The organism is Nitrosomonas sp. Is79A3 (assembly GCF_000219585.1).
Lineage (GTDB): Bacteria > Pseudomonadota > Gammaproteobacteria > Burkholderiales > Nitrosomonadaceae > Nitrosomonas.
Map to the genome: position 1 here is coordinate 696,617 of NC_015731.1, position 24,008 is coordinate 720,624.

Annotated in this window: 21 protein-coding genes and 2 tRNA genes; 16 read left to right on the top strand and 7 right to left on the bottom strand. The window is 45.2% G+C overall.

The features are described from left to right. Positions 1 to 105 precede the first annotated feature (105 nt). Positions 106 to 855, bottom strand: a complete 750-nt coding sequence (gene gpmA, locus NIT79A3_RS03175; RefSeq protein WP_013964821.1) for a 2,3-diphosphoglycerate-dependent phosphoglycerate mutase — start codon at positions 853 to 855, stop codon at positions 106 to 108. A gap of 435 nt (positions 856 to 1,290) precedes the next feature. Here gpmA and NIT79A3_RS03180 point away from each other — a divergent pair, with 435 nt between their 5' ends. The 9 genes from NIT79A3_RS03180 (at position 1,291) to NIT79A3_RS03220 (ending at position 6,583) form a co-directional block, all read left to right on the top strand. Further along, a complete protein-coding gene (locus tag NIT79A3_RS03180; RefSeq protein WP_348225701.1) occupies positions 1,291 to 1,626 on the top strand; it encodes a rhodanese-like domain-containing protein in 336 nt (111 codons plus the stop codon). Positions 1,627 to 1,634: 8 nt separating this feature from the next. Then, positions 1,635 to 1,892, top strand: a complete 258-nt coding sequence (gene grxC / locus NIT79A3_RS03185) for a glutaredoxin 3 (RefSeq protein ID WP_013964823.1) — start codon at positions 1,635 to 1,637, stop codon at positions 1,890 to 1,892. A gap of 73 nt (positions 1,893 to 1,965) precedes the next feature. Beyond that, positions 1,966 to 2,403, top strand: a complete 438-nt coding sequence (gene secB, locus NIT79A3_RS03190) for a protein-export chaperone SecB (protein ID WP_013964824.1) — start codon at positions 1,966 to 1,968, stop codon at positions 2,401 to 2,403. A gap of 38 nt (positions 2,404 to 2,441) precedes the next feature. After that, positions 2,442 to 2,924 (top strand): SH3 domain-containing protein, encoded by a 483-nt coding sequence (locus NIT79A3_RS03195; protein ID WP_013964825.1) that lies wholly within the window; start codon positions 2,442 to 2,444, stop codon positions 2,922 to 2,924. Continuing rightward, positions 2,921 to 3,913 (top strand): NAD(P)H-dependent glycerol-3-phosphate dehydrogenase, encoded by a 993-nt coding sequence (locus NIT79A3_RS03200; protein WP_013964826.1) that lies wholly within the window; start codon positions 2,921 to 2,923, stop codon positions 3,911 to 3,913. Before NIT79A3_RS03195 ends, NIT79A3_RS03200 begins: the two co-directional genes overlap by 4 nt. 237 nt (positions 3,914 to 4,150) lie before the next feature. Continuing rightward, positions 4,151 to 4,423, top strand: coding sequence for an HU family DNA-binding protein (locus NIT79A3_RS03205; protein ID WP_013964827.1), 273 nt, complete (start codon positions 4,151 to 4,153; stop codon positions 4,421 to 4,423). Between the two features lie 14 nt (positions 4,424 to 4,437). Further along, a tRNA-Val gene (locus tag NIT79A3_RS03210) sits at positions 4,438 to 4,513 on the top strand. Positions 4,514 to 4,537: 24 nt separating this feature from the next. Further along, positions 4,538 to 4,614 (top strand) — tRNA-Asp (locus tag NIT79A3_RS03215). A gap of 85 nt (positions 4,615 to 4,699) precedes the next feature. Further along, positions 4,700 to 6,583: a SurA N-terminal domain-containing protein gene (locus tag NIT79A3_RS03220; RefSeq protein WP_013964828.1), complete on the top strand. Its 1,884-nt coding sequence runs from the start codon at positions 4,700 to 4,702 to the stop codon at positions 6,581 to 6,583. A 49-nt stretch (positions 6,584 to 6,632) separates the two neighbouring features. Here the strand turns inward: NIT79A3_RS03220 and fabI are convergent, their stop codons facing one another. Beyond that, positions 6,633 to 7,418 carry an enoyl-ACP reductase FabI gene (fabI, locus tag NIT79A3_RS03225; protein WP_013964829.1) on the bottom strand — a complete coding sequence of 262 codons (786 nt, stop codon included), beginning with the start codon at positions 7,416 to 7,418 and terminating at the stop codon, positions 6,633 to 6,635. 154 nt (positions 7,419 to 7,572) lie between these two features. On the opposite strand from fabI, the gene NIT79A3_RS03230 reads away from it, so the two are divergent. The 5 genes from NIT79A3_RS03230 to NIT79A3_RS03250 all read left to right on the top strand — a co-directional run bounded on the left by NIT79A3_RS03230 (position 7,573) and on the right by NIT79A3_RS03250 (position 15,338). Next, entirely contained in the window at positions 7,573 to 9,750 is a 2,178-nt protein-coding gene (locus NIT79A3_RS03230; protein ID WP_013964830.1) for an ABC transporter substrate-binding protein, read from the top strand. A 21-nt stretch (positions 9,751 to 9,771) separates the two neighbouring features. After that, on the top strand, positions 9,772 to 10,749 hold the full coding sequence (locus NIT79A3_RS03235; RefSeq protein ID WP_013964831.1) for an ABC transporter permease: 978 nt from the start codon (positions 9,772 to 9,774) through the stop codon (positions 10,747 to 10,749). A 235-nt stretch (positions 10,750 to 10,984) separates the two neighbouring features. Beyond that, positions 10,985 to 13,663 (top strand): bifunctional acetate--CoA ligase family protein/GNAT family N-acetyltransferase, encoded by a 2,679-nt coding sequence (locus NIT79A3_RS03240; RefSeq protein ID WP_013964832.1) that lies wholly within the window; start codon positions 10,985 to 10,987, stop codon positions 13,661 to 13,663. 57 nt (positions 13,664 to 13,720) lie between these two features. Further along, complete coding sequence (locus NIT79A3_RS03245) at positions 13,721 to 14,644, top strand: histone deacetylase family protein (RefSeq protein WP_013964833.1); 924 nt, start codon at positions 13,721 to 13,723, stop codon at positions 14,642 to 14,644. A 217-nt stretch (positions 14,645 to 14,861) separates the two neighbouring features. Next, positions 14,862 to 15,338 (top strand): hotdog fold thioesterase, encoded by a 477-nt coding sequence (locus NIT79A3_RS03250; RefSeq protein ID WP_013964835.1) that lies wholly within the window; start codon positions 14,862 to 14,864, stop codon positions 15,336 to 15,338. Between the two features lie 95 nt (positions 15,339 to 15,433). On the opposite strand, the gene NIT79A3_RS03255 is transcribed toward NIT79A3_RS03250, so the two are convergent. The 4 genes from NIT79A3_RS03255 to NIT79A3_RS19005 all read right to left on the bottom strand — a co-directional run bounded on the left by NIT79A3_RS03255 (position 15,434) and on the right by NIT79A3_RS19005 (position 17,277). Beyond that, entirely contained in the window at positions 15,434 to 15,895 is a 462-nt protein-coding gene (locus NIT79A3_RS03255) for a hypothetical protein (protein WP_013964836.1), read from the bottom strand. Positions 15,896 to 16,053: 158 nt separating this feature from the next. Further along, entirely contained in the window at positions 16,054 to 16,638 is a 585-nt protein-coding gene (locus tag NIT79A3_RS19000) for an IS630 family transposase (protein WP_013964837.1), read from the bottom strand. Further along, positions 16,611 to 17,114, bottom strand: a complete 504-nt coding sequence (locus tag NIT79A3_RS03265; RefSeq protein ID WP_013964644.1) for a winged helix-turn-helix domain-containing protein — start codon at positions 17,112 to 17,114, stop codon at positions 16,611 to 16,613. Before NIT79A3_RS03265 ends, NIT79A3_RS19000 begins: the two co-directional genes overlap by 28 nt. Continuing rightward, the gene (locus NIT79A3_RS19005; RefSeq protein ID WP_198009384.1) at positions 17,080 to 17,277 is read right to left on the bottom strand and encodes a hypothetical protein; all 198 of its coding nucleotides are present in this window, start codon (positions 17,275 to 17,277) and stop codon (positions 17,080 to 17,082) included. The genes NIT79A3_RS03265 and NIT79A3_RS19005 overlap by 35 nt, the downstream gene beginning before the upstream one ends. A 164-nt stretch (positions 17,278 to 17,441) precedes the next feature. Between NIT79A3_RS19005 and NIT79A3_RS03270 the strand changes: the two genes are divergently transcribed. Next, positions 17,442 to 18,797 (top strand): DUF3422 domain-containing protein, encoded by a 1,356-nt coding sequence (locus tag NIT79A3_RS03270; RefSeq protein WP_013964838.1) that lies wholly within the window; start codon positions 17,442 to 17,444, stop codon positions 18,795 to 18,797. Positions 18,798 to 18,804: 7 nt separating this feature from the next. Here NIT79A3_RS03270 and NIT79A3_RS03275 read toward each other — a convergent pair whose 3' ends face one another. Next, positions 18,805 to 20,184 carry an L-serine ammonia-lyase gene (locus NIT79A3_RS03275; RefSeq protein ID WP_013964839.1) on the bottom strand — a complete coding sequence of 460 codons (1,380 nt, stop codon included), beginning with the start codon at positions 20,182 to 20,184 and terminating at the stop codon, positions 18,805 to 18,807. A gap of 414 nt (positions 20,185 to 20,598) precedes the next feature. On the opposite strand from NIT79A3_RS03275, the gene NIT79A3_RS03280 reads away from it, so the two are divergent. Beyond that, a complete protein-coding gene (locus tag NIT79A3_RS03280) occupies positions 20,599 to 23,928 on the top strand; it encodes an EAL domain-containing protein (protein ID WP_013964840.1) in 3,330 nt (1,109 codons plus the stop codon). Positions 23,929 to 24,008: the final 80 nt, after the last annotated feature.

Below are 24,008 nucleotides of genomic sequence, written 5' to 3' on the forward strand. Positions count from 1 at the left end.
ATCGTATAGAGATAAAATTAAACGTATCAACTTCCAGATTGGTATGATTTATTCGAAATAGTGTATGGTTTACACTCATATCTGAATAAGTGAATTAGTTGTGCCCTAAACTGCTGACTTACCCTGATTAGCTACAATTTGCATGGCTTCCTGAATTTTGTTCTGATTCCCTAAATAATAACTCCTGATCGGCTTCATATTATCATCTAATTCATAAACTAACGGGATGCCGGTTGGAATGTTGCAGTTTAAGATCTCTTCATCAGAGATATTATCCAAATACTTAACCAGTGCTCTTAAAGAATTTCCATGTGCAGCAATGATAACGCTTTTTCCAGACTGAACTTGAGGTGCTATAACCGCATTCCAATAGGGTAAAAATCTTGCGACCGTATCTTTTAGGCACTCGGTCAAAGGTATATCCTCAGACGCTAAGTCTTTATATCGCGGATCAGTGCCAGCATAGCGTTCATCATCGGTGGTTAATGCGGGCGGCCTGACATCATAGCTTCTTCGCCATATTAAAACTTGCTCATCGCCATATTCGGCTGCAGTTTCGGCTTTGTTCAAACCTTGTAGAGCGCCATAATGACGTTCATTTAATCGCCAAGTGTGTTGTATGGGAATCCACATTTGGTTCATTTCATCAAGCACTACCCATAAGGTGCGAATGGCGCGTTTGAGAACTGACGTATACGCGACATCAAATGCAAACCCTTGCTCGTGTAGAAGCTGCCCGGCATTTTGCGCTTCCTGCAAGCCTTTAGGTGTTAAATCAACATCTGTCCAGCCAGTAAATCTATTTTCTTTATTCCAGGTACTTTCTCCATGACGCAGGAGAACAATTTTTTTCATAGTGACCTTTTGAAAAGGAGGAGTAAGTTTCAACAATCAGTGTTAAAAAATATTGATATTTTATTATATTTTTAACTGCAAACACAGTATCCGGCTGATTCTTTTGTGCGAATAAAAGATAAGTAAGGTACTTTTTGTGAAAAATGATGACTGATTTTTGTTTTTACTGTGAATAGCTGATAAAACAGATTGGGTATAATTAATTCCAGGATTAATTACTATTAATCGATACGCATAATGTTATTATGCGTGGGCTTTAACGGCAGGATCAAGGAAATCCCGTAATTTTCCAGTTTCTGATAAAATTAACATTTAAAAAAACAGAATAAAGCTTATATGGAATTATCATTACTTCAAGATCATTTTCTTCTTAGATTAGAAAATTTCCTCTTTCTTATAACAGCAATAATCAGTGGCTTATTATTGCTGTTGCCCTTGGTAACGCGTCGTGGTATCAAAGAAATCGACACGCTTGCGGCCGTGCAACTGATAAATTACCAGGATGCATTGGTGCTGGATGTCCGTGATGATAGCGAGTATGCGGTAGGTCATTTGCCGAATTCAAAACATATTCCATCCGAAAAGATTGAGGAACGTTGGGTAGAACTACAAAAATATAAGGAAAAACCCATTTTGGTGATATACCCTGGTGGTATTCGATCCAATCATGCCAGTTTGGTTCTAAGGAAGAACGGCTTCCCTCAAGTGATTAACCTCATGGGTGGTATTGACTCCTGGAAGCGTGCGGGCTTGCCTATGGTTAAGCGATAGAGAGCTAAATGCCCAAGGTTATTATGTACACAACGGGTTTTTGTCCTTACTGCAAAATGGCAGAGAGCTTGTTGCGCTCAAAAGGGGTTCAGGAAATTGAAAAAATACGTATTGATCTTGAGCCGGCTCAGCGTGCTGAGATGATGGGTAAAACAGGCCGCCGCACTGTTCCACAGATTTACATTGGTGAAAGACATGTGGGCGGGTATGATGATTTGACGCAACTGGATCGCAAAGGCGAATTGGCAGCATTGCTGGCAACTTGATCGCAGGATTAAGGTTGATGCGATAACAATTGATGGTATAAAACTTTTTAATTCACTACTGGAAAAAGTCAATATGAGTGAGCAACAGCAACCAGTTTTCGCCATAGAAAAAATCTATGTAAAGGATCTTTCCTTAGAGATTCCCAATGCGCCCAATATCTTTCTCGAAAGGGATACACCTGAAATTAATTTGCAGCTTGGAACGAAAAGCCAAAGCATTGATGACGGGTTGTATGAGGTGCTATTAACAGTAACGGTAACAGCTAAGATCAAAGACAAAATAATGTTTCTGGCTGAAGTTCAGCAGGCAGGTATTTTTCGTATTCGTCATGTGCCTGACGGGGATATTGATCCGATACTGGGCATTGGCTGTCCTAATATTCTTTTTCCTTATTTACGAGAAACAGTATCGGATGTTGTGACACGAGCTGGATTTCCACCTGTTATTCTTAATCCAGTAAATTTTGAAGCTATCTATCATCAAAAAAGAGCAGAAACAAACGCGAATTAGAAATACAAAAATCCGGAAACCTGTGGGTGAATATACCAATGAGAAAAAGCCTGCTGATTCAGTCATTCTGGTTAAAAAACAGCATGCGCGTTTTGCTGACTACTATCTTGTTGTATCTTCCGAGTCATTTGGCTGCAGAGATGGAGTTTTTTTCAATAGCTGAAAATGCAGTTGTTATGTATGACGCACCATCGCTCAGAGCCGACAAATTATATGTAGCAAGCCGATATCTTCCGGTAGAAGTTGTAGTGGATGTGGAGGGTTGGGCCAAAGTGCGTGACAGTAGCGGGAGTCTTGCCTGGGTTGAAAAGAAAGTTTTAAACCAACAGCGTTATGTTGTCGTGACCGTACCATTAGCTAATATTCACCAATCAGCTGATATTAACTCGGAGCTGGTATTTCAAGCCGAGGAAAATATCGTTATGGAATGGATAGACTCTGACGTTAAAGGCTGGGTAAAAGTGCGGCATCTCGATGGGCAGACTGGCTATGTCAAAGTTAATCAGGTTTGGGGTTCATGAGAATTGCTGTACTGGGTGCAGGTGCATGGGGTTCGGCATTAGCAATTAGCTTATCTGCACGTCATCAGATCAGTTTGTGGTCAAAAGATCCAGATCATGCGATTGAGATGGAAAGGGAGCGTATTAATCAAAGTTTCCTGCCGGGTTATCCTTTGCCCGAATCTTTGAAAATCACATCTATACTCAATGAAGCACTTGATACCGCGGAGCTTGCTTTAATTGTAGTACCCATTGCAGGTTTGCGTGAAACTTTGCGTGCTATTGCCGCAAGAAAAATCAAGATACCGATCCTATGGGGTTGTAAAGGTTTCGAATCAGAAACCACTTATCTGCCGCACCAAGTTGTCGAAGCAGAATATTCTGCCATATTGCCGCACTGCGGCGTACTGTCTGGTCCTAGTTTCGCAGAAGAAGTGGCGCAAGGGCTGCCAACCGCTTTGACGCTGGCATCCAAAGATGTTGATTTTTCCAGCAAAATAGCAGCTGAATTGCATAGTTCGAGGCTACGTATTTATACCAGTCAAGATGTGGTCGGTGTGGAAACAGGTGGTGCGATAAAGAACGTAATCACCATCGCTGCGGGTATTTCTGATGGAATTGGATTTGGACATAATGCACGTGCAGCACTGATTACGCGTGGATTGATGGAAATTACCCGTTTAGGACTTGGTTTAGGCGGGAGTATGAAAACTTTTATGGGGCTGGCTGGGGTTGGTGATTTAATTCTGACGAGTACCGGTGATTTATCTCGAAATAGGAAAGTGGGATTGATGCTGGCTGAAGGGAAATCATTGAATGATATTTTGAATGAACTCGGGCATGTTGCTGAAGGCGTGCACACGGCACAATCAGTATTAAAACTCGGTGATCGATTGAATATAGAAATGCCGATTACACAAGCAGTCTGTAGTATTTTGCATGAGGGTGTGTCAGCCCGGACAGCCGTCGAAGTGTTGCTAAATCGCGAACAAAAAACAGAAATTTATTAATACAAAATTGACATAAGGAACTTCATGTAGTTTCTATTTTGTGTGATTAGTTAGTTGTTTTTATGAAATTTTGTAGTTCATTTGGATAACTTGCTTCTGTTAAACCGTCTGATTAGTCAGATAAATGATGTGGCAGGAAGGCCTTAATTCGCTTGACCAGGCGTTGGCAGCTTGATATAAGAGCGACTGCAGTACTTGCTTGTGATTTAATTACCATTAACTTAGAAGGGGAATTATATGAACAAATCCGAACTTATCGAAGCTATCGCAAAATCGGCTAAAATTTCTAAAGCCTCCGCAGGAAGTGCATTGGATGGAGCGTTAACTGCAATAAAAGGAGCGCTCAAAAAGAATGAAAGTGTAACTTTGGTCGGATTTGGTACTTTTAAAGTAGGTGCAAGAGCTGCACGTACAGGTCGTAATCCACGTACAGGCGCTGCCATTAAAATCAAGGCAGCCAAGGTTCCTAAATTCAGTGCTGGTAAAGCACTCAAAGATGCAGTAAACTAGCGCACTTTCTGACCGGGTGCTTAGCTCAGCTGGTAGAGCGTCGCCCTTACAAGGCGAATGTCGGCGGTTCGATCCCGTCAGCACCCACCAGTCAATTCAATTTAGCTAGTTCTAGGAGTGGTAGTTCAGTTGGTTAGAATACCGGCCTGTCACGCCGGGGGTCGCGGGTTCGAGTCCCGTCCACTCCGCCAAATAAAAAATTGTAATTGTGTTAGCTGACTGTATAAAAATTCTTCGCCCTTACTTTTTACTTTCTAGTATTTTCAGGTTCTAATAGTGTTTGATTTCGTCAACCGTAAGAAGCGTGTCGTCCAAGTCATAATGGGCTTGGCAGTATTGCCATTTTTATTTTGGGGCGTTGAATCGTATCGAGATAAGGGTGGCGAAGGCTATGTCGCAATAGTAGATGGTGAAGAAATCCCGCGCCGTGAGTACGAACAAGCCTTACGTGATCATCATGAAAGAATGCGAGCCATGCTGGGCGCTAATTTTGATAGCGCAATGCTCGATACTTTCGAAGTAAGAAACTCAGTATTGGAAAGACTTATTCAGCAACGATTGCTACATCGTGAAGCCATTAGTAATGGATTTATTGTTCTGGACTCGCAGCTAGTTAAAACGATCCGGGATATACCCGCCTTTCAAAGGGATAATAAATTTTCCAAACAGCAGTATGAGGAATTGTTGAGAAGTCAAGGTCTTAACCCAGTAACTTTTGAGTCGCGTGTACGTCAAGAGCTTTTGTTACAGCAGTTATTAGATGGCTATAGCGAAAATGCATTTGCCCCTAAAATGGTTGCTGAGAGGGTGCAGTATCTCAGTGAAGTGCAGCGTGAGATCAGTCAATCACAGATTACTCCTGAACAATTTTTATCACAAGTAAACCCAGCAGAAGCGGATATCGCCGCTTACTATGAGAAACATAAAGCCGACTTTAATTTGCCAGAACGTGCGCGGATTGAATATCTGGTTTTGTCGCTGGATGCGGTAGCGAAGAATGAAACAGTAAGTAATGAAGCGATCAACGCTTATTTTGCGGAACATCAGGGTGAATTTGGTCAACCTGAAGAACGTAAAGCCAGTCATATTCTGATTAGTGTGCCACCTGACGCGCCGGACGATGTAAAACAGGCAGCGCGGGACAGAGCCGAGGGAATATTAGAGCAAGTTAGGCAGAATCCTGAGAAATTTGCAGAAATCACCAAGGAAAATTCGGATGATCCAGGCTCAGCAGCGCAAGGGGGAGATCTTGGTTTCTTTGGCCGTGGCGTTATGGTTAAATCCTTTGAAGACAAAATTTTTTCAATGCAACTGGATGAAATCAGTGACATCGTAGAAACAGATTTTGGTTTTCATGTGATTAAACTAACCGCTATCAAGGAAGGGAAAAGCCCCGGTTTGGAAGAGGTACGAGAACAAATCGAGAAGAAACTCAAAATAGAGATGGTAGGAAGTGTTTTTGGGGAGATTGCTGAAGATTTCAGTAATGTGGTCTATGAGCAGGGAGATAATCTGCAGGCAGCAGCAGAAAAATTTGAGTTGCCAATCCAAACGAGTGACTGGATTACCAGAAGTGCAACAGAGCCAGCCATTCTAGCTAATGAAAAGCTTTTGTCGGCAATTTTTTCTGAAGATGTTATTTTAAATCAAAGAAATACTGGTGCTATTGAAGTTAAACCGGATACATTTGTATCCGCTCGTATTCTTGAACACAAGCCTGCTACTGTACAATCACTGATGGTGGTTAGAGATCAGATCGTAGAGAAGCTGAAGAAGCAAATGGCAGAAGCAATTGCCGTTGAAGAGGGGAAAACAAAGCTTGCACGCTTACAAGCCGGTGAAGATGTTGATGATGTAACTTGGAGCGATGCAAAGCAGATTTCTTATATGCAATCGCAAGGATTGGATCATGAAACATTACGTGCCATTTTTAGAGCAGAAACCAATAATTTACCCGTTTATACCGGAACAGCTAATCCAAGTGGCGGGTTTAATCTGGTACGTATCAGTAAAGTTATAGAGCCAGAATCTACAGACAAAGCAAAGCTTGATAACTTTACTAAACAGTTGCAACAGATGATCACGCAAGAAGAAATGTCTTCCTATCTGGCTGCACTCAGGCAGCGCTATGAGGTGAAAATCAAACAAGATAATTTCTAGTTTTTAGAAATTACTCTCGTTGAAATTGCATTATCATAGGCTGGACTTTCTATTCATCAATATTAAATGCGACGGTATTGAATCCTGCATCAACATAAGTTATCTCTCCGGTAATACCGCTGGCAAGATCGCTGCATAAAAAAGCAGCCACATTACCCACTTCATCGGTTGTTACATTGCGGCGAAGTGGTGAAACTTTCTCGGTATAACCCAATAATTTTCCAAAATTTCCGATACCGGAAGCTGCCAGGGTTTTAATAGGTCCAGCAGAGATTGCATTGACGCGTATACCTTTGGGACCCAGGCTGGAAGCCATGAAGCGGACATTTGCTTCAAGGCTGGCTTTGGCTAATCCCATAACGTTGTAGTTTGGCATGACCCGGACTGCACCCAAATAGCTTAATGTTAGCAGCGCGCCATTTCTATTTTGCATTAAAGGTAGCGCAGCTTTGGCGAGCGCAGAAAAGCTATAGGCGCTGATATCATGCGCGATGCGAAAGGCTTCCCGGTTAACACTTTCCAGGTAATCACCGGTTAGCGCTTCACGAGGAGCAAACGCAATTGAATGAATAATGCAATCCAGCCCGTCCCAATGTTTTTTCAGATTTTCAAAACACAGCGTGATTTCATTGTCGCTGGCTACATTACAGGGAAATAGCAAGTTGCTATCAAATTCAGCAGCCAGCTTTTCGACGCGTCCACGGATTTCTTCACCCTGGTAAGTAAAAGCCAGTGATGCGCCTTCACGCTTCATGGCCTTGGCGATGCCATAAGCAATTGAGCGGTTGCTCAGTAACCCAGTAATGAGTACGCGTTTATTTGCGAGAAATCCCATACAAATTTCCTTGTAAAATTGTGTGAATCAGCAAATTATAGCTGAAGGGAGAAATAAGTGGAGTTGTGTAAGAAAAGATATAAGGTATTCGCGTATTATTTTGCTTAAAACAGGCTAATTCCGATAAACTGGGTTTGCAATGGAAAAATTAGTTATGACATCATGGTTGTTGATTCTGCAAGCTTTTGTTTTATCTGCCTGCGGGGATTCTAATTGGAATAATCCCTACTCAGCCGCGGATGCAGAGAAAAATATCCTTTATAATGTATTTACCGAGCGGCCCAAGCATCTTGATCCGGTGCAATCCTATAGTTCTAATGAAATTCAATTCACCGCGCAAATTTATGAACCCCCGCTGCAATATCATTATTTAAAACGCCCTTTTGCATTGATTCCAGCGACGGCAAAAGAAATACCCATTGTGAAATATCTTGATAATGAAGGAAATCAATTAGCGGATGATGCGCAGGCGGCGGATATTGCCTATAGTATTTATGAAATCTCAATTAAACCGGGAATTCTTTTTCAACCGCATCCAGCATTTGTAAGTAATGCGCAAGGTGACTGGTTGTACCATGATCTGAATGAACAAGAAATGGCAGCGGTATTCAAGTTATCTGATTTTCCTCAAACAACTACAAGAGAATTGCTTGCGGAAGATTATGTATATCAGATCAAACGCTTGGCGCATCCCAGATTGCATTCGCCGATATACGGGCTCATGGCGGATTACATAGTGGGGCTCAGCGACTATGCCAAGGTATTAAAACAAGCCGACCAAAATCAATCCGATGGAAAAACATACCTCGACCTGAGAGATTATCAGTTAGCTGGAGTGCAGGTTGTCGATAGATATACTTATCGCATAAAAATAGCCGGTAAGTATCCGCAATTTGTCTATTGGCTGGCGATGCCTTTTTTTGCACCGATTCCTTGGGAAGCGGATCGCTTTTATTCGCAGAAAGGATTAATGCAAAAAAACATTACATTGGACTGGTATCCGGTTGGTACAGGCCCGTATATGTTAACCGAGAATAATCCTAATTTGAGAATGGCATTGGAAAAGAATCCTAATTTTCATGATGAATTCTATCCGGCTGAAGGGATGCCGGGAGATGAAGAAAATGGCTTGTTAATTGATTCGGGAAAGAAATTGCCATTTATCGATAAAATTATTTTTACCCGCGAAAAAGAAAGTATTCCACGGTGGAACAAATTTTTGCAAGGTTATTACGATGCTACCGGTATTGGTTCAGATAGTTTTGACCAAGCCGTGCAGTTGGTGGGTCAGGGAGAAGCAACCGTCACTGAAACCATGGCAGAACAAGGGATAAGGCTGGAAACTACCGTGGCGGTGTCGACTTATTACATGGGTTTTAATCTGCTGGATCCGGTAGTGGGCGGAAGTAATGCGCAGGAACGTGAATCGGCAAGAAAACTCAGGCAAGCGATTTCTATCGCTGTGGACTATGAAGAATTTATTTCAATTTTTGCAAATGGCCGCGGAATGCCGGCTCAAAGTCCGATCTCTCCGGGTATTGCAGGGTATCGTGAGGGGAAAGAAGGTATCAATCCCGTGGTGTATGAATGGATGAATGATCAACCGCAGCGCAAATCAATTCAAGTTGCAAAGGCTTTGCTTGCCGAGGCAGGATATCCAAATGGAATAGATCAGCGAACCGGCGCACCCTTAGTCCTGTATTTTGATGTGACGGCGCGCAGTTCTGAAGACAGATCAAAGCTCGATTGGATGCGTAAACAGTTCCAAAAATTAAATATACAACTGGTGGTAAGGAGTACTGATTACAATCGTTTCCAAGACAAAATCCGTAAAGGAAATGCGCAAATTTTTGAATGGGGGTGGAATGCAGACTATCCTGATGCAGAGAATTTTCTGTTTTTATTGTACGGGCCGCAAAGTAAAGTGCGCAACAGTGGCGAGAATGCGGCTAACTATGATAATACTGAATACAATAAATTATTTGAACAGATGAAGAATATGGATGATGGGCCACAGCGGCAATTAATAATTGATCGTATGGTGGAAATATTACGTCATGATGCCCCTTGGTTGTGGGGATATCATCCAAAAGATTATGGGTTGTATCATTCCTGGTATCAGAATATTAAACCCAACAGAATATCGAATAATAATCTTAAGTATTTAAAAATAGACGCTACGTTGAGAGCGCAAAAACGCCGTGAATGGAATGAGCCGGTATTGTGGCCCATTACGCTGCTGCTGGTGATAGCGGCACTCAGTCTTTTCCCTGCTATAGCGGCTTTTCGCCGTCATGAAAGCAGCACGGCCGTGCGCACAGCATCCTCTTGAAATTACAATATTACATCAGCAATGTTTGGCTATATTATTAGACGTATTTTATATGCAATACCGATTCTCATCGGAGTGAATCTGATTACATTCGCTTTGTTTTTTGTGGTGAATACACCCGATGACATGGCGCGTATGCAATTGGGCATTAAATACGTTACGCCTGAAGCAATAGAAAAATGGAAAATCGAGCGTGGCTATGATAAACCGCTGTTGTTCAATCAGGAAGCTGAGAAACTGGGAAAATTGACCGATACAATTTTCTTCGAGAAATCGGTATCAATGTTTGTTTTCGATTTCGGCCGGGCAGATGATGGACGCGATATTGCACTGGAGATCAAGTCGCGCATGTTGCCTAGCCTTGCCATTGCATTGCCGGTATTTGTCTTGGGATTAGTTGTGTACATTACTATCGCATTGCTGATGGTTTTTTTTCGCGCCACTTATATAGATTTCTGGGGAGTGGTTTTTTGTGTGGCGTTGATGTCTATTTCCAGCTTGTTTTATATTATTGCGGGGCAATTTTTAGTGAGCAAGCTATGGCATTGGGTGCCCATATCGGGTTATGGAAGCGGGCTGGATGCAGCCAAATTTCTGTTGTTGCCTATCCTAATTGGCGTAATCGGTAGCATTGGATCCAGTACGCGCTGGTACCGCACAGTTTTTCTGGAAGAAATGAATAAAGAGTATGTGCGCACAGCCAGAGCGAAGGGGCTGTCCGAGCGTATTGTTTTGTTTAAGCATGTACTCAGGAACGCAATGATTCCTATTTTAACGGGTGCGGTGGTTGTGGTGCCTTTGTTATTTTTAGGCAGCTTGCTGGTTGAATCGTTTTTTGGTATTCCCGGGCTTGGCAGCTATACCATTGATGCGATTAATTCGCAGGATTTTGCAATTGTGCGGGCAATGGTCTTTTTGGGATCAATGCTGTATATCATAGGCTTAATTTTAACCGATATATCCTACACGCTCGTTGATCCTCGAATTCGCCTAGCATAAAGCTGGCAATGTAAGATGCCCCAAAAATAATCTCAGCACCCAGAAACTGAGCATTTAATAGGCCGTTGAAAAACGTTTTCGAGGCAGCCGATGCAAGGCAAAAACAGGCGAAAAAGCGCAGTTTATGCTTAATAAATGAGCATTATGAGTCTGTTTTTAACACCGCAGCGGCAATGCAGATAGTTTTTCAACGGCCTGTTAATCACTCTGGCTAAATAATCGGGATTTTAACAACATGAGTCAACACTATCTCAAACCGCTCTTTTCACCTGAATCGGTTGCTATATTTGGAGCAAGCGATCGTGTGGATTCTGTTGGTCAGATTGTTCTGAGCAACATGCTGAAAAGTGGCTACAAAGGCGTACTTTTTCCCATCAATCCCAAGCATAAAGAAATTCAAGGGCATAAAGCCTATGCCTCATTATTCCAGGTTAGTGAAATTGTAGAACTTGCAGTGATTGCCACGCCCGCGCAAACCGTACCTGACATTATTGAAGATTGCGGCAAGCATGGAATCAAGGCTGCTGTCATTATTTCTGCGGGCTTTTCCGAAATTGGCGCTACCGGGCGGGCATTGGAGTGTGCGGTACTGGAAAATGCGCGCCGCTATGGAATACGCCTGCTTGGTCCCAATTGCCTGGGTATCATGCGTCCTGACAGAGGTCTGAATGCAACGTTTAATAAAGGCAGCGCAAACGCGGGAAATCTGGCTTTTGTGTCACAATCGGGCGCACTCTGCACCGCTATTCTGGATTGGGCGCAGACCAATGATGTGGGGTTTTCCAGTGTGGTTTCTCTGGGTTCAACTGCCGATGTGGATTTTGGTGAAATTCTAGACTATCTGGTGACAGATCAGCTGACTCAGAATATTTTGTTGTACATCGAAGGCATTCGAAATGCCCGCAGCTTTATGAGTTCTCTGCGTGCTGCCGCGCGCATCAAACCGGTCATACTGGTGAAAGTCGGGCGCCATGCAGCGGGTTCCAAAGCAGCCATGTCGCATACTGCATCACTGGTTGGATCAGATGATGCATTCGATGCCGCGGTCCGGCGTGCTGGTGTTGTGCGTGTTCAAACCATTACGCAATTATTCTCAGCCGCAAAAGCACTGTCCTGTGGTTTTCATCCCAGCGGTAATCGGCTGGCAATCGTCACCAACGGAGGCGGTCCCGGCGTGATGGCCACTGATCATGCAATTGATCTGGGTCTGGAAATGGCTACTTTGTCAGATGCCACCATGGAGCAGTTAAATCAGGTGCTGCCGCCCACCTGGTCACACGGTAATCCGGTGGATGTGATCGGAGATGCGCAGGCTGACCGCTACCAGCAGGCTGTGCGCGCATGCCTGGAGGACTCCAATGTGGATGGAGTGCTGGCAATATTGACTCCGCAAGCCATGACCAAACCGCTGGAAGCGGCGAACACATTAATAGAGTTGTCGAAGCAAAACAGCAAACCTTTGCTGACTTGCTGGATGGGGGAATCACAGGTAGCGGAATCCCGTGTCGCTTTTAATCTGGCGAAGAAACCCAATTTCCGCACGCCCGAGCCGGCGGTAGAGGTATTCTCGTATCTGTCAGCCTACTATCGTAATCAGAAGCTGCTGATGCAAATGCCGGGGCCTTTGTCGCATCACCTGGAACCCGATGTAGAAGCTGCGCGCATGATTATAGACGGCGCGTTGCAGGACCGGCGGAAGATATTAAGTGAAATGGAATCGAAAGCTTTGCTTTCTGCCTTTCATATTCCGGTAGCACAGACCATGATCGCGCATTCGCCAAATGAAGCAATGCTCATCGCGCAACAGTTGGGATTTCCCGTGGTGATGAAAGTCAACTCCCGCGACATCACCCATAAAACCGATGCCGGCGGTGTACTACTGAATCTGGTGAACGCCCAAGCAGTAACAGCGGCTTACCATACGATTATCGCAAACGTTAAATTGAATCGCCCGGATGCACAGATGGATGGTGTTTCGATAGAGCCCATGGTAGTTAAACCGAATGGCCGCGAGCTAATGGTGGGTGTTACTTACGATGCGGTATTTGGTCCGGTGATTACCTTTGGTGTTGGCGGTACTATGGTGGAAGTGATCGGTGACCGCGCTGTTGTTTTGCCTCCGCTTAACACTTTCCTGGTGAAAGATTTGATTCAAAGTACGCATGCTGCGAAGATGCTCGGTACTTTCCGGCATATGCCGCCGGTTGCTATGGCTGCACTGGAAAGTGTATTGTTACGCGTATCAGAGATGGTATGCGAGCTGCCAGCATTGACGGAAATGGATATCAACCCGCTGATTGTCGATGAGCACGGTGCGCTCGCAGCCGATGCGCGCATCGTAATTGCCTTGCGTCATCCCAGCGCTGACCGCTATGCACATATGGCGATTTACCCTTATCCCGCACATCTGATCAGCACTTGGCAATTGGCTGACGGCAGAAATATCACCATAAGACCGATCCGTCCGGAAGATGCGGAGATTGAGCAGGCTTTTGTACGTGGCTTATCGGAAGAAGCGCGTTATTTCCGTTTTATGTTCAGCGTGCAGGAACTCAGCCAGACTATGTTGTTGCGCTTTACACAAATTGATTACAGTCGCGAAATGGCGTTAATCGCAGTAACCTTCGAACAAGACAAAGAAATCGAATTGGGTGTTGCGCGTTTTGCCATCAGTCCTGAGGGGGAAAGCTGCGAATTTGCGCTGGTTATCGCAGATGCCATGCAGGGCAAAGGATTGGGACAGAAACTCATGACGGCGCTGATGGATGCTGCCCGCGCCAAGGGGTTAAAAGTCATGGCCGGTGAAGTGCTTAAAACCAATACCAATATGTTGAAACTGATGAACAGGCTCGGCTTTAGCATTGAAGATAGATTAGACGACGACAACATCAAGCGTGTCAGAAAAATATTATGATTAATGAATAAAATCAACCCGTATTGGGTTAACAGCAAACGAAAAGAGTAAGCACCTATGAAAACCGCCTACCTGACTCATCCTTCCTCGCTCAAACACAATATGGGAGCGGGCCATCCCGAATGCCCTACGCGCATTCAAGCCATCGAGGATCAGCTCATCGCTTCCGGTTTGATGCCTTTTCTGGACCGGCAAGACGCTCCTGCCGCAAGTAAGGAACAACTCCAGCGCGCCCATTCGATTGATTATATCGAAACTATTTTCAGGGCTTCACCCAGTAATGGGCTGGTTTATCTCGATGCGGACACGGCAATGAATCCGTATAGCCTGGAAGCTGCTTTGCATGCTGCTGGTGCGGCGGTCAAAGCGGTTGACTTGGTGATGTCGGGCCAGAATGAAAACGCATTCTGCAATATTCGTCCGCCCGGCCATCATGCCGGGCGCAGCAGCGCTGCGGGATTTTGCATATTCAATAATGTAGCGGTCGCCGCCGCCCATGCGCTTGCGCATTACGGCCTGAGCCGTGTGGCAATTGCCGATTTTGATGTGCACCACGGCAATGGGACTGATGAGATTTTCAATGGCGATAACCGTGTCATGCTGTGCTCAACATTCCGGCATCCGTATTATCCTTACGAGGGTGTTGATAGCGGCAATGAACATATTATCAACGTGCCGCTTGCCGCTGGTGCAACGGGCGCGCAATTTCGTGTTGCCGTGACAGAAAATTGGCTGCCAGCCCTGGAACAATTCAAACCAGAGCTGTTGTTAATTTCAGCAGGATTCGACGCACACCGGGAAGATGACATGGGCGGACTTGCTTTGCGCGAGGAAGATTACCTGTGGATTACAGAAACACTTAAGCGTATCGCCATCGATCACGCCAATGGCCGAATTGTGTCCGCCCTAGAAGGGGGCTATGCTTTGCATGCTCTAGGCCGCAGCGCGCTGGCCCATATCAAAGTACTTAGCGGACTTTAAAGCACCGGTTTGGCGGATCGCATAATAGAGTTTTTTGCAAAACCCATTTTTAAAATCCAAATCAAGGTTACTGCCGTTTTTTGAATCCGCTGTGCATACCGTCCATGTATGTGCTGGAACCTGTGACTTTGCACTATAATTGCAAACATTGATTCCTCCATGCAATATCCGGGTTAAGTGTTACCGATTACCAAAAGAATAAAAAAGGAAATGTTTCATGAGTGCTATTTGGTTTAAAGATTACACCATTGCGTATCTGGAAGGTTTACGCAATGCCAATATGGGCGAACATATCGGTATTCAGTTTACCGAGCTGGGGCCTGATTTTTTGAAGGCGCGTATGCCCGTCGATAAGCGCACAACGCAACCATTCGGTATCCTGCATGGCGGTGCCAGTTGCGTGCTATCTGAAACCTTGGGCAGTGTGTCGGGTTGGATGACAATTGACCCGGAAAAGTACCGTGCGGTCGGTCTGGAGCTTAATATCAACCATGTTCGCGCGGTTACCAAGGGTCATGTTATTGGTATTTGCACACCGTTACATACTGGCCGCCGTACACAAGTCTGGCAAACGGATATTGTTGAAGAAGCTACTGGCAAGCGCGTAGCGATTTCACGATTAACATTGGCGATCATTGAACAAGGCACGCTCAGTGTGCAGAAGGAACATGTGATCGTCGAAAGAGAGTCATAACGCATTAATCTAACAAAAAACCCTCATGCTTCCGGTATGAGGGTTTTTTTGTTGATGTGGAACGAAAACTTGAACCAGCGTTGTCTATGCGCTTTTTAAGTTTCCTTGCTGTCTTTACTCTTGCTGATTTCCACTTCTTTGGGGACTACTTTCTCATCCGATGACTCAGTATTTCCGGATTGCTCTTCTGTTTTTAGCTCGGCGGCTTCAGCGGTAGCCGTTTCAGCAGAACTCCTGTCGTCATCTGATGGATTGTCCCCGGTACGATCCTCATCTTTACCTTTGCTGTTCCACATGAAATAAGCCGCGCCTAGCGTAACCACAACAACCGGCATAGTAATAAAAACCAGCAATGCATATTCCACTGTGACGTCTGAGCCTGGAGGAGGGGGGCTATTCACCAACACGTAGGCGTGCGTCAAGGCAACGCCATAAACCGGCAGCAATGCAGCCATGTAACGATTAGTAATGAACGGACGTACCGTCAGCATGTTCAATATATTGGAACCGTAATATCCAATGAAATAAACAACAATATAAAAGAAAATGGCGCCCATGGGTTTCCCTGTCTTATTCTGGTTTATCGGTTATAAAAATCAGATTTCATAAAAAGGCTAAGAATCTTGAACCTTATGATACACAGATCATCATCAAAAATGTACTGATAAAGCTGGGTGAGAAATCATCAGTTAGATTCTGAGATCTAATTCCAATTTTATTTTAAAACAGCATTAATAATCCAATCCCATCCGGCAATGCTACGCATAGTCTCCTGGTTTAATTCAAAGCTTTTTAGCGCGCTTTCCAGATGTATCTCAAGCGCATCCAGACTATCGAAGGCGCGGTTATGAAAGAATTTTTCCCGCAATTCATCCCATACATGTTCCTGCGGGTTGAGTTCTGGCGAGTAAGGTGGTAGAAACAGGATTCGCATATTCTCTGCCAATTTCATGGTTTGGCTTTTGTGCCAGCCTGCACCGTCCATCACCATAATGATATTTTCATGCGGGTAACGTGCCGCGATTTCATCCACGAAAAGTTGCATGCAGTCCCCGTTCACCCAGGGCAGGATTAGGGAATCAAATCGCCCATCCAGTGGGCTGACTGCGCCATAAGCGTAGGTGTATTGTTGCGTCAGCATGGCACGTACCATGGGACGATGGGGCTTCTTGTCCCAGCAGTGCCGTACATCGCTGATGCGGCCGAAACGCGCTTCATCCTGAAACATTAGACGCAGCGGGCGCGAGACCGCAAAAGCCGCCACTTCCTCGGTTAGCCGCTCGGGGAGTTTTTTTTCCACGCCTCGCGCGCTGCTGGGTCGGCTTGTGGATGGCTTTTATCCGGGGCCAGTTTGCGCCAGCCATGCCGTGCCAACATTTGGTACAGAGTAGACAAAGCCAGTGGCTTGCCCAGCCTAGCTTCAACCGCCGGTTTCAAGGGCGGAACAATGACCACGCCACCGGTAGCAGCCTCACTCAGCACTTCATCCAGAATCCTGGCTTCCTGCTCCAAACTGGCCTTGGCCCGGTTACGTAATTCGCGTTTGCTGCGCGTGGCTTTCTTTTCCTCTCCCGTCGCTGGATCATACCGGGTACGCATTCTGCAGGTGACACCTACTGAACGGCCAATGGCAAGCGCTGTCTGCTCCAGACTCAAACCTAGCGACAATGGCAGCACTATCGCTTGCGCAGCTCGAAGTTCTGCCGCAGTCTTGGCTTTCTTTAACCGTTCCATCGCTACCTCAAGTTGCTCCGTCCCACTTGCCTTCCGTGCCATGATGGCCTCTACCAAAAATAAAAGCTATATTATTACTGTTTTTATCTGTAATTGGAATAAGATGGCAGTTTGTGAATAGCATCATTCCGCTCTTTATACAAAAGAAATATGCAATTAATTTAGAAGTGTTTTGCTGAGTCATTGCTGGTTTTTCTGCTATCACAAATCCTTCACAGCAAACATGCTAGGCTCAGGGTGTATCTCTCTAAATGTTAATAAATCAACGTTCCTTGAGCGTTGATTTATTTCCGATAGCGAAAAGATTCATCTATTCGTAATAAAAATTAGGTATGCTACAGACTGGTTAAATCTAATCAGGCCGTTGTTATGGATTCTCTCACCCCGTTGTCTTCATTGATTACTGAATCGCAAGATCCGCCGCAAGAGAAATTGCTGACTATCCCTGAATATTCGCAAAGGCAGGAGTTACATAACGAGCTGAATTCGGTCGCGTATGAACTTTTGGCGCCGCCTGTTCAACTTTCGCATTTGGTATTAATGTCCGAGCGGCACTGGGTTGATCAGGAACGTAAATTGATCGGTGAGTTATGTGTCCGCTATGGCATTGCTCCGCCCAATACGCACGAAAATGATTTCAGTGCGGATTTTGGCGAATTCCGCCTCCGTTGGGAACGGCATACCGAATACTCGACGTATACTGTTTATCGTGCAAAGCCATTTGTGACCCCCTTTGAGCATCCGGCGATTGAATACGTGCCGCAGGAGTGGTTGGTCCGCTTGCCCGGAGAGTTGCTGGTAGCGACGCATATTGCTTTGGAGGACCGGTCACGACCCAAGCGTAGCTTGCATGAACTGTCTATTTTGTTTGCTTCCGGAACAGTGATCGGTTCCAAGGTGGCGGGAGGTGCTGCCAGTGTGTGGAGTGATAATCAGATACATCATGATAATTTTGGCCGCATACTGATCCATGATGAAAATTTGCGCAGCCGTCAGGTTGGACGATTGGTGCAACGACTGCTTGAGATCGAAACTTACCGCATGCTGGCGATGCTGCCATTGCCGGTAACGCGCGAGATCATTCCGCAATTGGCGCGCGCCGATCAGCGGCTGGCTACACTGATAGCAGACAATGTGGAACTGACCAGTATCGAAGACGAACAGCGCTTGCTGGACGAACTGACGCGTTTGGCGGCGGAAACCGAGCGATTGTCTGCGCAAACCAGTCATCGTTTTAATGCATCCAGAGCCTATTACGATATCGTGAAATTACGCATTACCGAATTACGCGAAGAGCGTATTGAGGGATTGCAGATGCTGCAGGAATTCATGATTCAGCGATTGTCTTCAGCGATGGGCACGTGTGAATTGGTGCATACCAAACTGGAGACGCTGTCGATGCGTCTCGGGCGTGCATCGGCTTTGCTGCGCACACGGGTTGACCTGTCCATGGAAGCGCAGATTCGCGATTTGTTGAAGTCTATGGACCATCGTGCTCATGTGCAATTGCGCATGCAGGAGACGGTTGAAGGTTTGTCGGTTGTCGTGCTGAGCTACTACTTGCTGGGTATTCTGGGCTATGGATTAAAAGCGCTCCAGGCTGCGGGGCACGATATTAATGTTGAATTGCTGACCGGTATCGCGATTCCCATCGTAGTATTGAGCGTCTTTTTTGTTGTGAGCGGTTTGCGCCACGTGATTAGAAAGCTGCATCGGGATGAGTGATTGATGATTAACACTCGGTGACGCTGACCGCCAGCCCGCCCAGAGAGGTTTCCTTATATTTGACCGACATTTCCAGTCCGGTTTGTTTCATGGCAGCGATGCAATTATCCAATGACATAAAATGCTGGCCATCGCCACGGATTGCCAGTGATGACGCGGTATAAGCTTTGATGGCGCCAAATCCATTGCGTTCAATACACGGCACCTGCACCAGACTTCCTACCGGATCGCAGGTCATGCCCAAATGATGCTCCAGTGCGATTTCTGCAGCGTTCTCAATTTGCTCGGTAGTGCCGCCTTTAATTGCGCATAAGCCTGCAGCCGCCATGGCTGAGGCAGAGCCCACTTCGCCTTGACAACCTACTTCAGCGCCGGAAATTGAACTGTTATGTTTGATCAGTCCGCCGATTGCACCGGCTACCAGCAAGAAATCACGTACTTGTTCCTGCGTTGCACCCTCATGTTTTACCGCATAATAAATAACTGCCGGTATGACGCCTGCTGCACCGTTGGTGGGTGCCGTAACCACCATATGACCTGCTGCATTTTCTTCATTCACCGCCATGGCATAGGCGCACAGCCAGTCATTCAAATTGGCTTTTTGCGGATTCTCTTGTAACTGTTGAAACAAAGAATGCGCGCGCCGTTTAATGTTAAGTCCGCCGGGTAACCGGCCTTCAGCCACAAGACCATTTTCCAGGCAAGTTTGCATTGCATTCCAAACTGCATCCAATCCCTCGTTCAATTCTGCTTCACTGATGCGCTCCAGTTCATTACTTCGCTTCATCGCAGCAATCGATAGGCCGCTGTCGGCTGACATTTTCATCATCTGGTTGGCTGAATCAAACGGAAAGCCGCAGGAACTGGTTGCCTCCATTTTAATGGGCGCAACAATTTGACCAATTTCAGACAACGTGGTGATAAAACCGCCGCCAATTGAGAAATAAGTTTCGGTCAACAGGGTCTTGCCGGTTCCGTCCAGCAACTGAAAAATCATGCCATTCGGATGTTCCGGCAGCGGTTCTCCGCGATCGAAGATAATATCTTCAGGCGGATTAAAGTGGATCACTGTCGATTCGTTGATGCGGATGGTGTTTTGTTGCCAAAGTTTTTGGAACAATTCATTCACATTCAGTTTCGCCAATCCTCGCGGTGTATATTCATGCATGCCTAAGGTCACCGCACGATCGGTGGCGTGACCTTTGCCAGTGAACGCTAATGATCCCCGTAAGGTACAGCGTACCTGCAGGAAAGATGGCACGGGATGGCTGGAAATAAAAACCTCGATACGGTCTCGAAAATCCTTGGCTGCAACCATAGGACCCATCGTATGTGAACTGGATGGACCAATACCTATTTTGAAAAGATCAAGAACGCTAATGAACATTAAATTGCCTGTGAAAATTCGAAATTCTTAGAGGATCAAGGTGATGTTTTGTGGAATATTCGCGCTGAAAATTATAGCGCAGCTAGTATGCTATATGTCTTGCATTGACTCAACAAATTTTTTTGAGTATCGGAGGTTATTGGGTTCATATACCACAGTAGCAGTAAGATTTAATGAGTCTTCGTGTTATTGTCCATAAAGCGGAAAGAATATTGTAATCTAATGGACATGGAAAGACAGTTGTAATGTTTCTTTAAACTGTATGATTAAATACTTATAATATTTCTTGTATGTTTGGTGTAAGATATTGTTTGTATAATATTGTATTTCATAGATAAATTATTCTTCTATGTTGTCCTGTTTGAACTCTTTCTGCCATTATTTTGGATGACTTTCTTTTTCTAAATCAATGCTATGATTCGCGATTTTATAATCTCAGCAGATTCTCCTAACCGTGAGGCGACGATTCTTGTTTCCACTATACTAAGCGAGGGGCAGCTGAGTGAATTGTTCGACGGTATTAAAGATTTGATTCAGAGTATTGCACCGGATGGACATTTTCTTTTCGTGAACCGCGCTTGGCGCGAAGCACTCGGATACTCGGTGGAAGAAGTCGCCACGTTGAATATCTTTAACATCATACATCCGGATTGTCGTGCGCATTGCCAGAAGTTTATGGAACGTATCATGGCGGGTGAGCATGTTGGATTAATCGAGGTGCCATTTCAAACAAAGGATGGGCAAATCATCGTTGTGGAAGGTAATGTAAGTCTTTATCGTGAAGATAATAAACCCGTTGCCATGCGCGGCATATTCCGCAACATCACTGAGCGTAAAGCAGCAGAGGCGGAAATCCTGTCATTGAAGGAAAATCTCGAACATACGGTAATGCAGCGTACCGCTGAGTTGCAAGCCAGTGAAAGACGTTTTCGCAATCTTGTCGCAAGTATACCGGGTGCAGTGTATGAGTTCTGTGTTGATGCAACCGGTCATCGCACGCTTCCTTTTATGAGTGAGGGCATTGTTAATTTGGTTGGTTGTTCTGCGGCCGAATGCATAGCGAATGTTGAAATTTTGTTTCAACGAATACCCGATCATGCTGCACCGGGCATGGAAGCATCCATTCGGGATTCAATGGAAAAGCTGATGCCATGGTTTTATGAATTTCCTATACAAACTTCCGCAGGTGAGAAATGGATACGAGGTCACGCGATACCGCAACGAGAAGGGGATGGCAATACGCGGTGGAATGGTGTATTTGTTGATATCACCCCGCAAAAACAGCTGGAAATAGCGCTACGCAATAATGAGCAGCTTTTTCGCAGCTTGACTGAAGTGGCGCCGGTCGGTATTTTTCGCACCGATGCAGCGGGTAGATGCCTGTATGTGAATGAGCGTTGGTGCAGTATGGCCGGTATGGATGTTGTAGCGGCTGCAGGAGATGGATGGACTCACGCAATTCATCCGGATGACCGCGAGAAAGTGGTTGATGAATGGAATGCAGCCGTGAAACATCAACAGCAGTTCAGGTGCGAGTATCGCTTGCAAACTGATGAACAAATAATTACCTGGATTCTAGGTCTGGCACAAGCTGAACGGAATCAGAATGGTGATGTACTGGGTTATGTGGGTACGATTACCAATATTACCGATCAAAAAATGAAAGAATCGGAACTGGCGGAATCGCGCAACTTGCTCAAAACTATTGTGGATACAATGCCGGCACGTATCTTCTGGAAAGATAAAGAATCCCGTTATTTGGGTTGTAATCCTGTTTTTGCTAAAGATGCAGGGATAGGGTCGCCTCAGGAAATTATCGGTAAAGTGGATTACGATTTAAGTTGGACGAGGGATCAGGCGGATCACTACCGGAATGACGACCGGAACGTGATCAACTCAGGAATCCCGAAACTTTACTACGAAGAACCGTTGAATAATCCTGCCGGAGAAACCATTTGGATAGAGACCTCTAAAGTACCGCTGCTGAATACAAATCATGAAATCATAGGGGTGCTGGGTATCTATCAGGATATTACACAGCAAAAGCAAGCGCACGATTCGATGCGTCTGGCGACCACTATTTATCAGTCGAGCAATGAAGCCATTATGGTCACGGATGAAAACAACCGGATTATACAAGTTAACCCGGCTTTTACGCGTATGACTGGTTACGAGATCGCAGATGTTATTGGCAAGGATTCAACGATGCTGCGATCAGGCTGGCATAACGAGGCTTTTTATCAGGATATGGGGTGCAAGCTTTTAAATGAAGGCTGCTGGCAAGGAGAAATCTGGGATCTGCGCAAGGACGGTATTGTTCACGCCAAATGGCTCAGTATTCATGTTATTCGTCATCCGGATGGCCGTGTTCACTGCCATGTTGCACAGTTTTCGGATATCACTGAGAAGAATAAAAAAGACGAAATAATCCTGTCGCAGGCTAATTATGATCAGTTGACCGGCTTGCCCAACCGGAATTTGTTTAAGAATCGTTTGGAACTTGAGATCAGGAAATCGTATTGCAATGAATCGATGCTCACATTGCTGCTTCTGGATTTGGATCACTTTAAAGATATCAACGATACATTGGGTCATGACAAAGGCGATGATTTGCTGCGAGAAGTTGCCTTGCGTATCCGGTTATGCGTCGATCAATCCGATACGGTCGCGCGTCTGGGTGGAGACGAGTTTGCGGTTATTGTAACGAATTCTGCAGAGAATCATCTGCAGGCTGAAACGCTTGCCCGGAAGATTATTCAAGAATTGAACAAACCGTTTAATTTTAGTCACAGTCAGATCAATCATTTTATTTCCACCAGTATCGGCATCGTCTCTTATCCCCAGGACGGAGCTGACATGAAAAGCTTGATGAAGCATGCAGACCAGGCGATGTATGCAGCAAAACTGCAAGGCCGTAACCGTTTCTGCTACTTTACTGCTTCCATGCAGCAGGAAGCGCATGAAAAAATGCTGCTTATTCATGATCTCAGGCAAGCAATCGTAAAAAATGAACTGCACGTTTATTATCAACCGATCCTGGAGCTATCCAGTGGACGTATTATCAAGGCAGAAGCGCTGTTGCGCTGGAAACACCCGCTACGCGGCATGATTAGCCCGGCTACCTTTATCCCATTAGCCGAGGAAAGCGGCTTAATTGTGGAAATCGGAGAGATGGTATTTAAACGATCGATTGCCCTGATTGATCAGTGGCGGCAGGAGTACGGTTATACAATTCAAATCAGTGTGAATGTATCTCCTATTCAGTTCAAATATATGAATAATGGCCGCTGGTTTGATCACCTGAGTCAAATGGGGTTGCCAGGAAATTGCATTAACGTGGAAATTACCGAAGGGCTATTGCTAAAAGACTCTTCTGTTGTGCAAGAGTACCTGCTGGAGTTTCGTAATAACGGCATAGAAGTTTCCATTGATGATTTTGGTACCGGCTTCTCTTCGCTTTCTTATTTAAAGAAGTTTGATATTGATTATCTCAAGATAGATCGTTCTTTTATTAATCAGCTGATAGACAATGCGACAGACCGGGCGCTGGTAGAAGCCATTATTGTGATGGCGCATAAACTGGATATCAAAACCATAGCCGAGGGTGTTGAAACCAAAGAACAGCAGGATTTGCTGATTCATTTTGGCTGCGATTATGTACAGGGTTTTCTGTATTCGATCCCGATTGCGCAGCAAGCGTTTGAGCTGTTGCTAGTCGAACAGAAGAACCGGATTGAGGCGTAAGGACTGCTATTTGTCCTGATCAACCCGATTCCATACTATAAGATCAAGGAATCTCTGATTAAGTTGATTACATTGATGGT

Excerpts from the sequence above, each read along its gene's own strand:
- gpmA (WP_013964821.1), bottom strand. The coding sequence starts at position 855 with ATGAAAAAAATTGTTCTCCTGCGTCATGGAGAAAGTACCTGGAATAAA.
- grxC (WP_013964823.1), top strand. The coding sequence starts at position 1,635 with ATGCCCAAGGTTATTATGTACACAACGGGTTTTTGTCCTTACTGCAAA.
- secB (WP_013964824.1), top strand. The coding sequence starts at position 1,966 with ATGAGTGAGCAACAGCAACCAGTTTTCGCCATAGAAAAAATCTATGTA.
- NIT79A3_RS03195 (WP_013964825.1), top strand. The coding sequence starts at position 2,442 with ATGAGAAAAAGCCTGCTGATTCAGTCATTCTGGTTAAAAAACAGCATG.
- NIT79A3_RS03200 (WP_013964826.1), top strand. The coding sequence starts at position 2,921 with ATGAGAATTGCTGTACTGGGTGCAGGTGCATGGGGTTCGGCATTAGCA.
- NIT79A3_RS03205 (WP_013964827.1), top strand. The coding sequence starts at position 4,151 with ATGAACAAATCCGAACTTATCGAAGCTATCGCAAAATCGGCTAAAATT.
- fabI (WP_013964829.1), bottom strand. The coding sequence starts at position 7,418 with ATGGGATTTCTCGCAAATAAACGCGTACTCATTACTGGGTTACTGAGC.
- NIT79A3_RS03230 (WP_013964830.1), top strand. The coding sequence starts at position 7,573 with ATGACATCATGGTTGTTGATTCTGCAAGCTTTTGTTTTATCTGCCTGC.
- NIT79A3_RS03235 (WP_013964831.1), top strand. The coding sequence starts at position 9,772 with ATGTTTGGCTATATTATTAGACGTATTTTATATGCAATACCGATTCTC.
- NIT79A3_RS03240 (WP_013964832.1), top strand. The coding sequence starts at position 10,985 with ATGAGTCAACACTATCTCAAACCGCTCTTTTCACCTGAATCGGTTGCT.
- NIT79A3_RS03245 (WP_013964833.1), top strand. The coding sequence starts at position 13,721 with ATGAAAACCGCCTACCTGACTCATCCTTCCTCGCTCAAACACAATATG.
- NIT79A3_RS03250 (WP_013964835.1), top strand. The coding sequence starts at position 14,862 with ATGAGTGCTATTTGGTTTAAAGATTACACCATTGCGTATCTGGAAGGT.
- NIT79A3_RS03255 (WP_013964836.1), bottom strand. The coding sequence starts at position 15,895 with ATGGGCGCCATTTTCTTTTATATTGTTGTTTATTTCATTGGATATTAC.
- NIT79A3_RS03265 (WP_013964644.1), bottom strand. The coding sequence starts at position 17,114 with ATGGCACGGAAGGCAAGTGGGACGGAGCAACTTGAGGTAGCGATGGAA.
- NIT79A3_RS03270 (WP_013964838.1), top strand. The coding sequence starts at position 17,442 with ATGGATTCTCTCACCCCGTTGTCTTCATTGATTACTGAATCGCAAGAT.
- NIT79A3_RS03275 (WP_013964839.1), bottom strand. The coding sequence starts at position 20,184 with ATGTTCATTAGCGTTCTTGATCTTTTCAAAATAGGTATTGGTCCATCC.
- NIT79A3_RS03280 (WP_013964840.1), top strand. The coding sequence starts at position 20,599 with ATGATTCGCGATTTTATAATCTCAGCAGATTCTCCTAACCGTGAGGCG.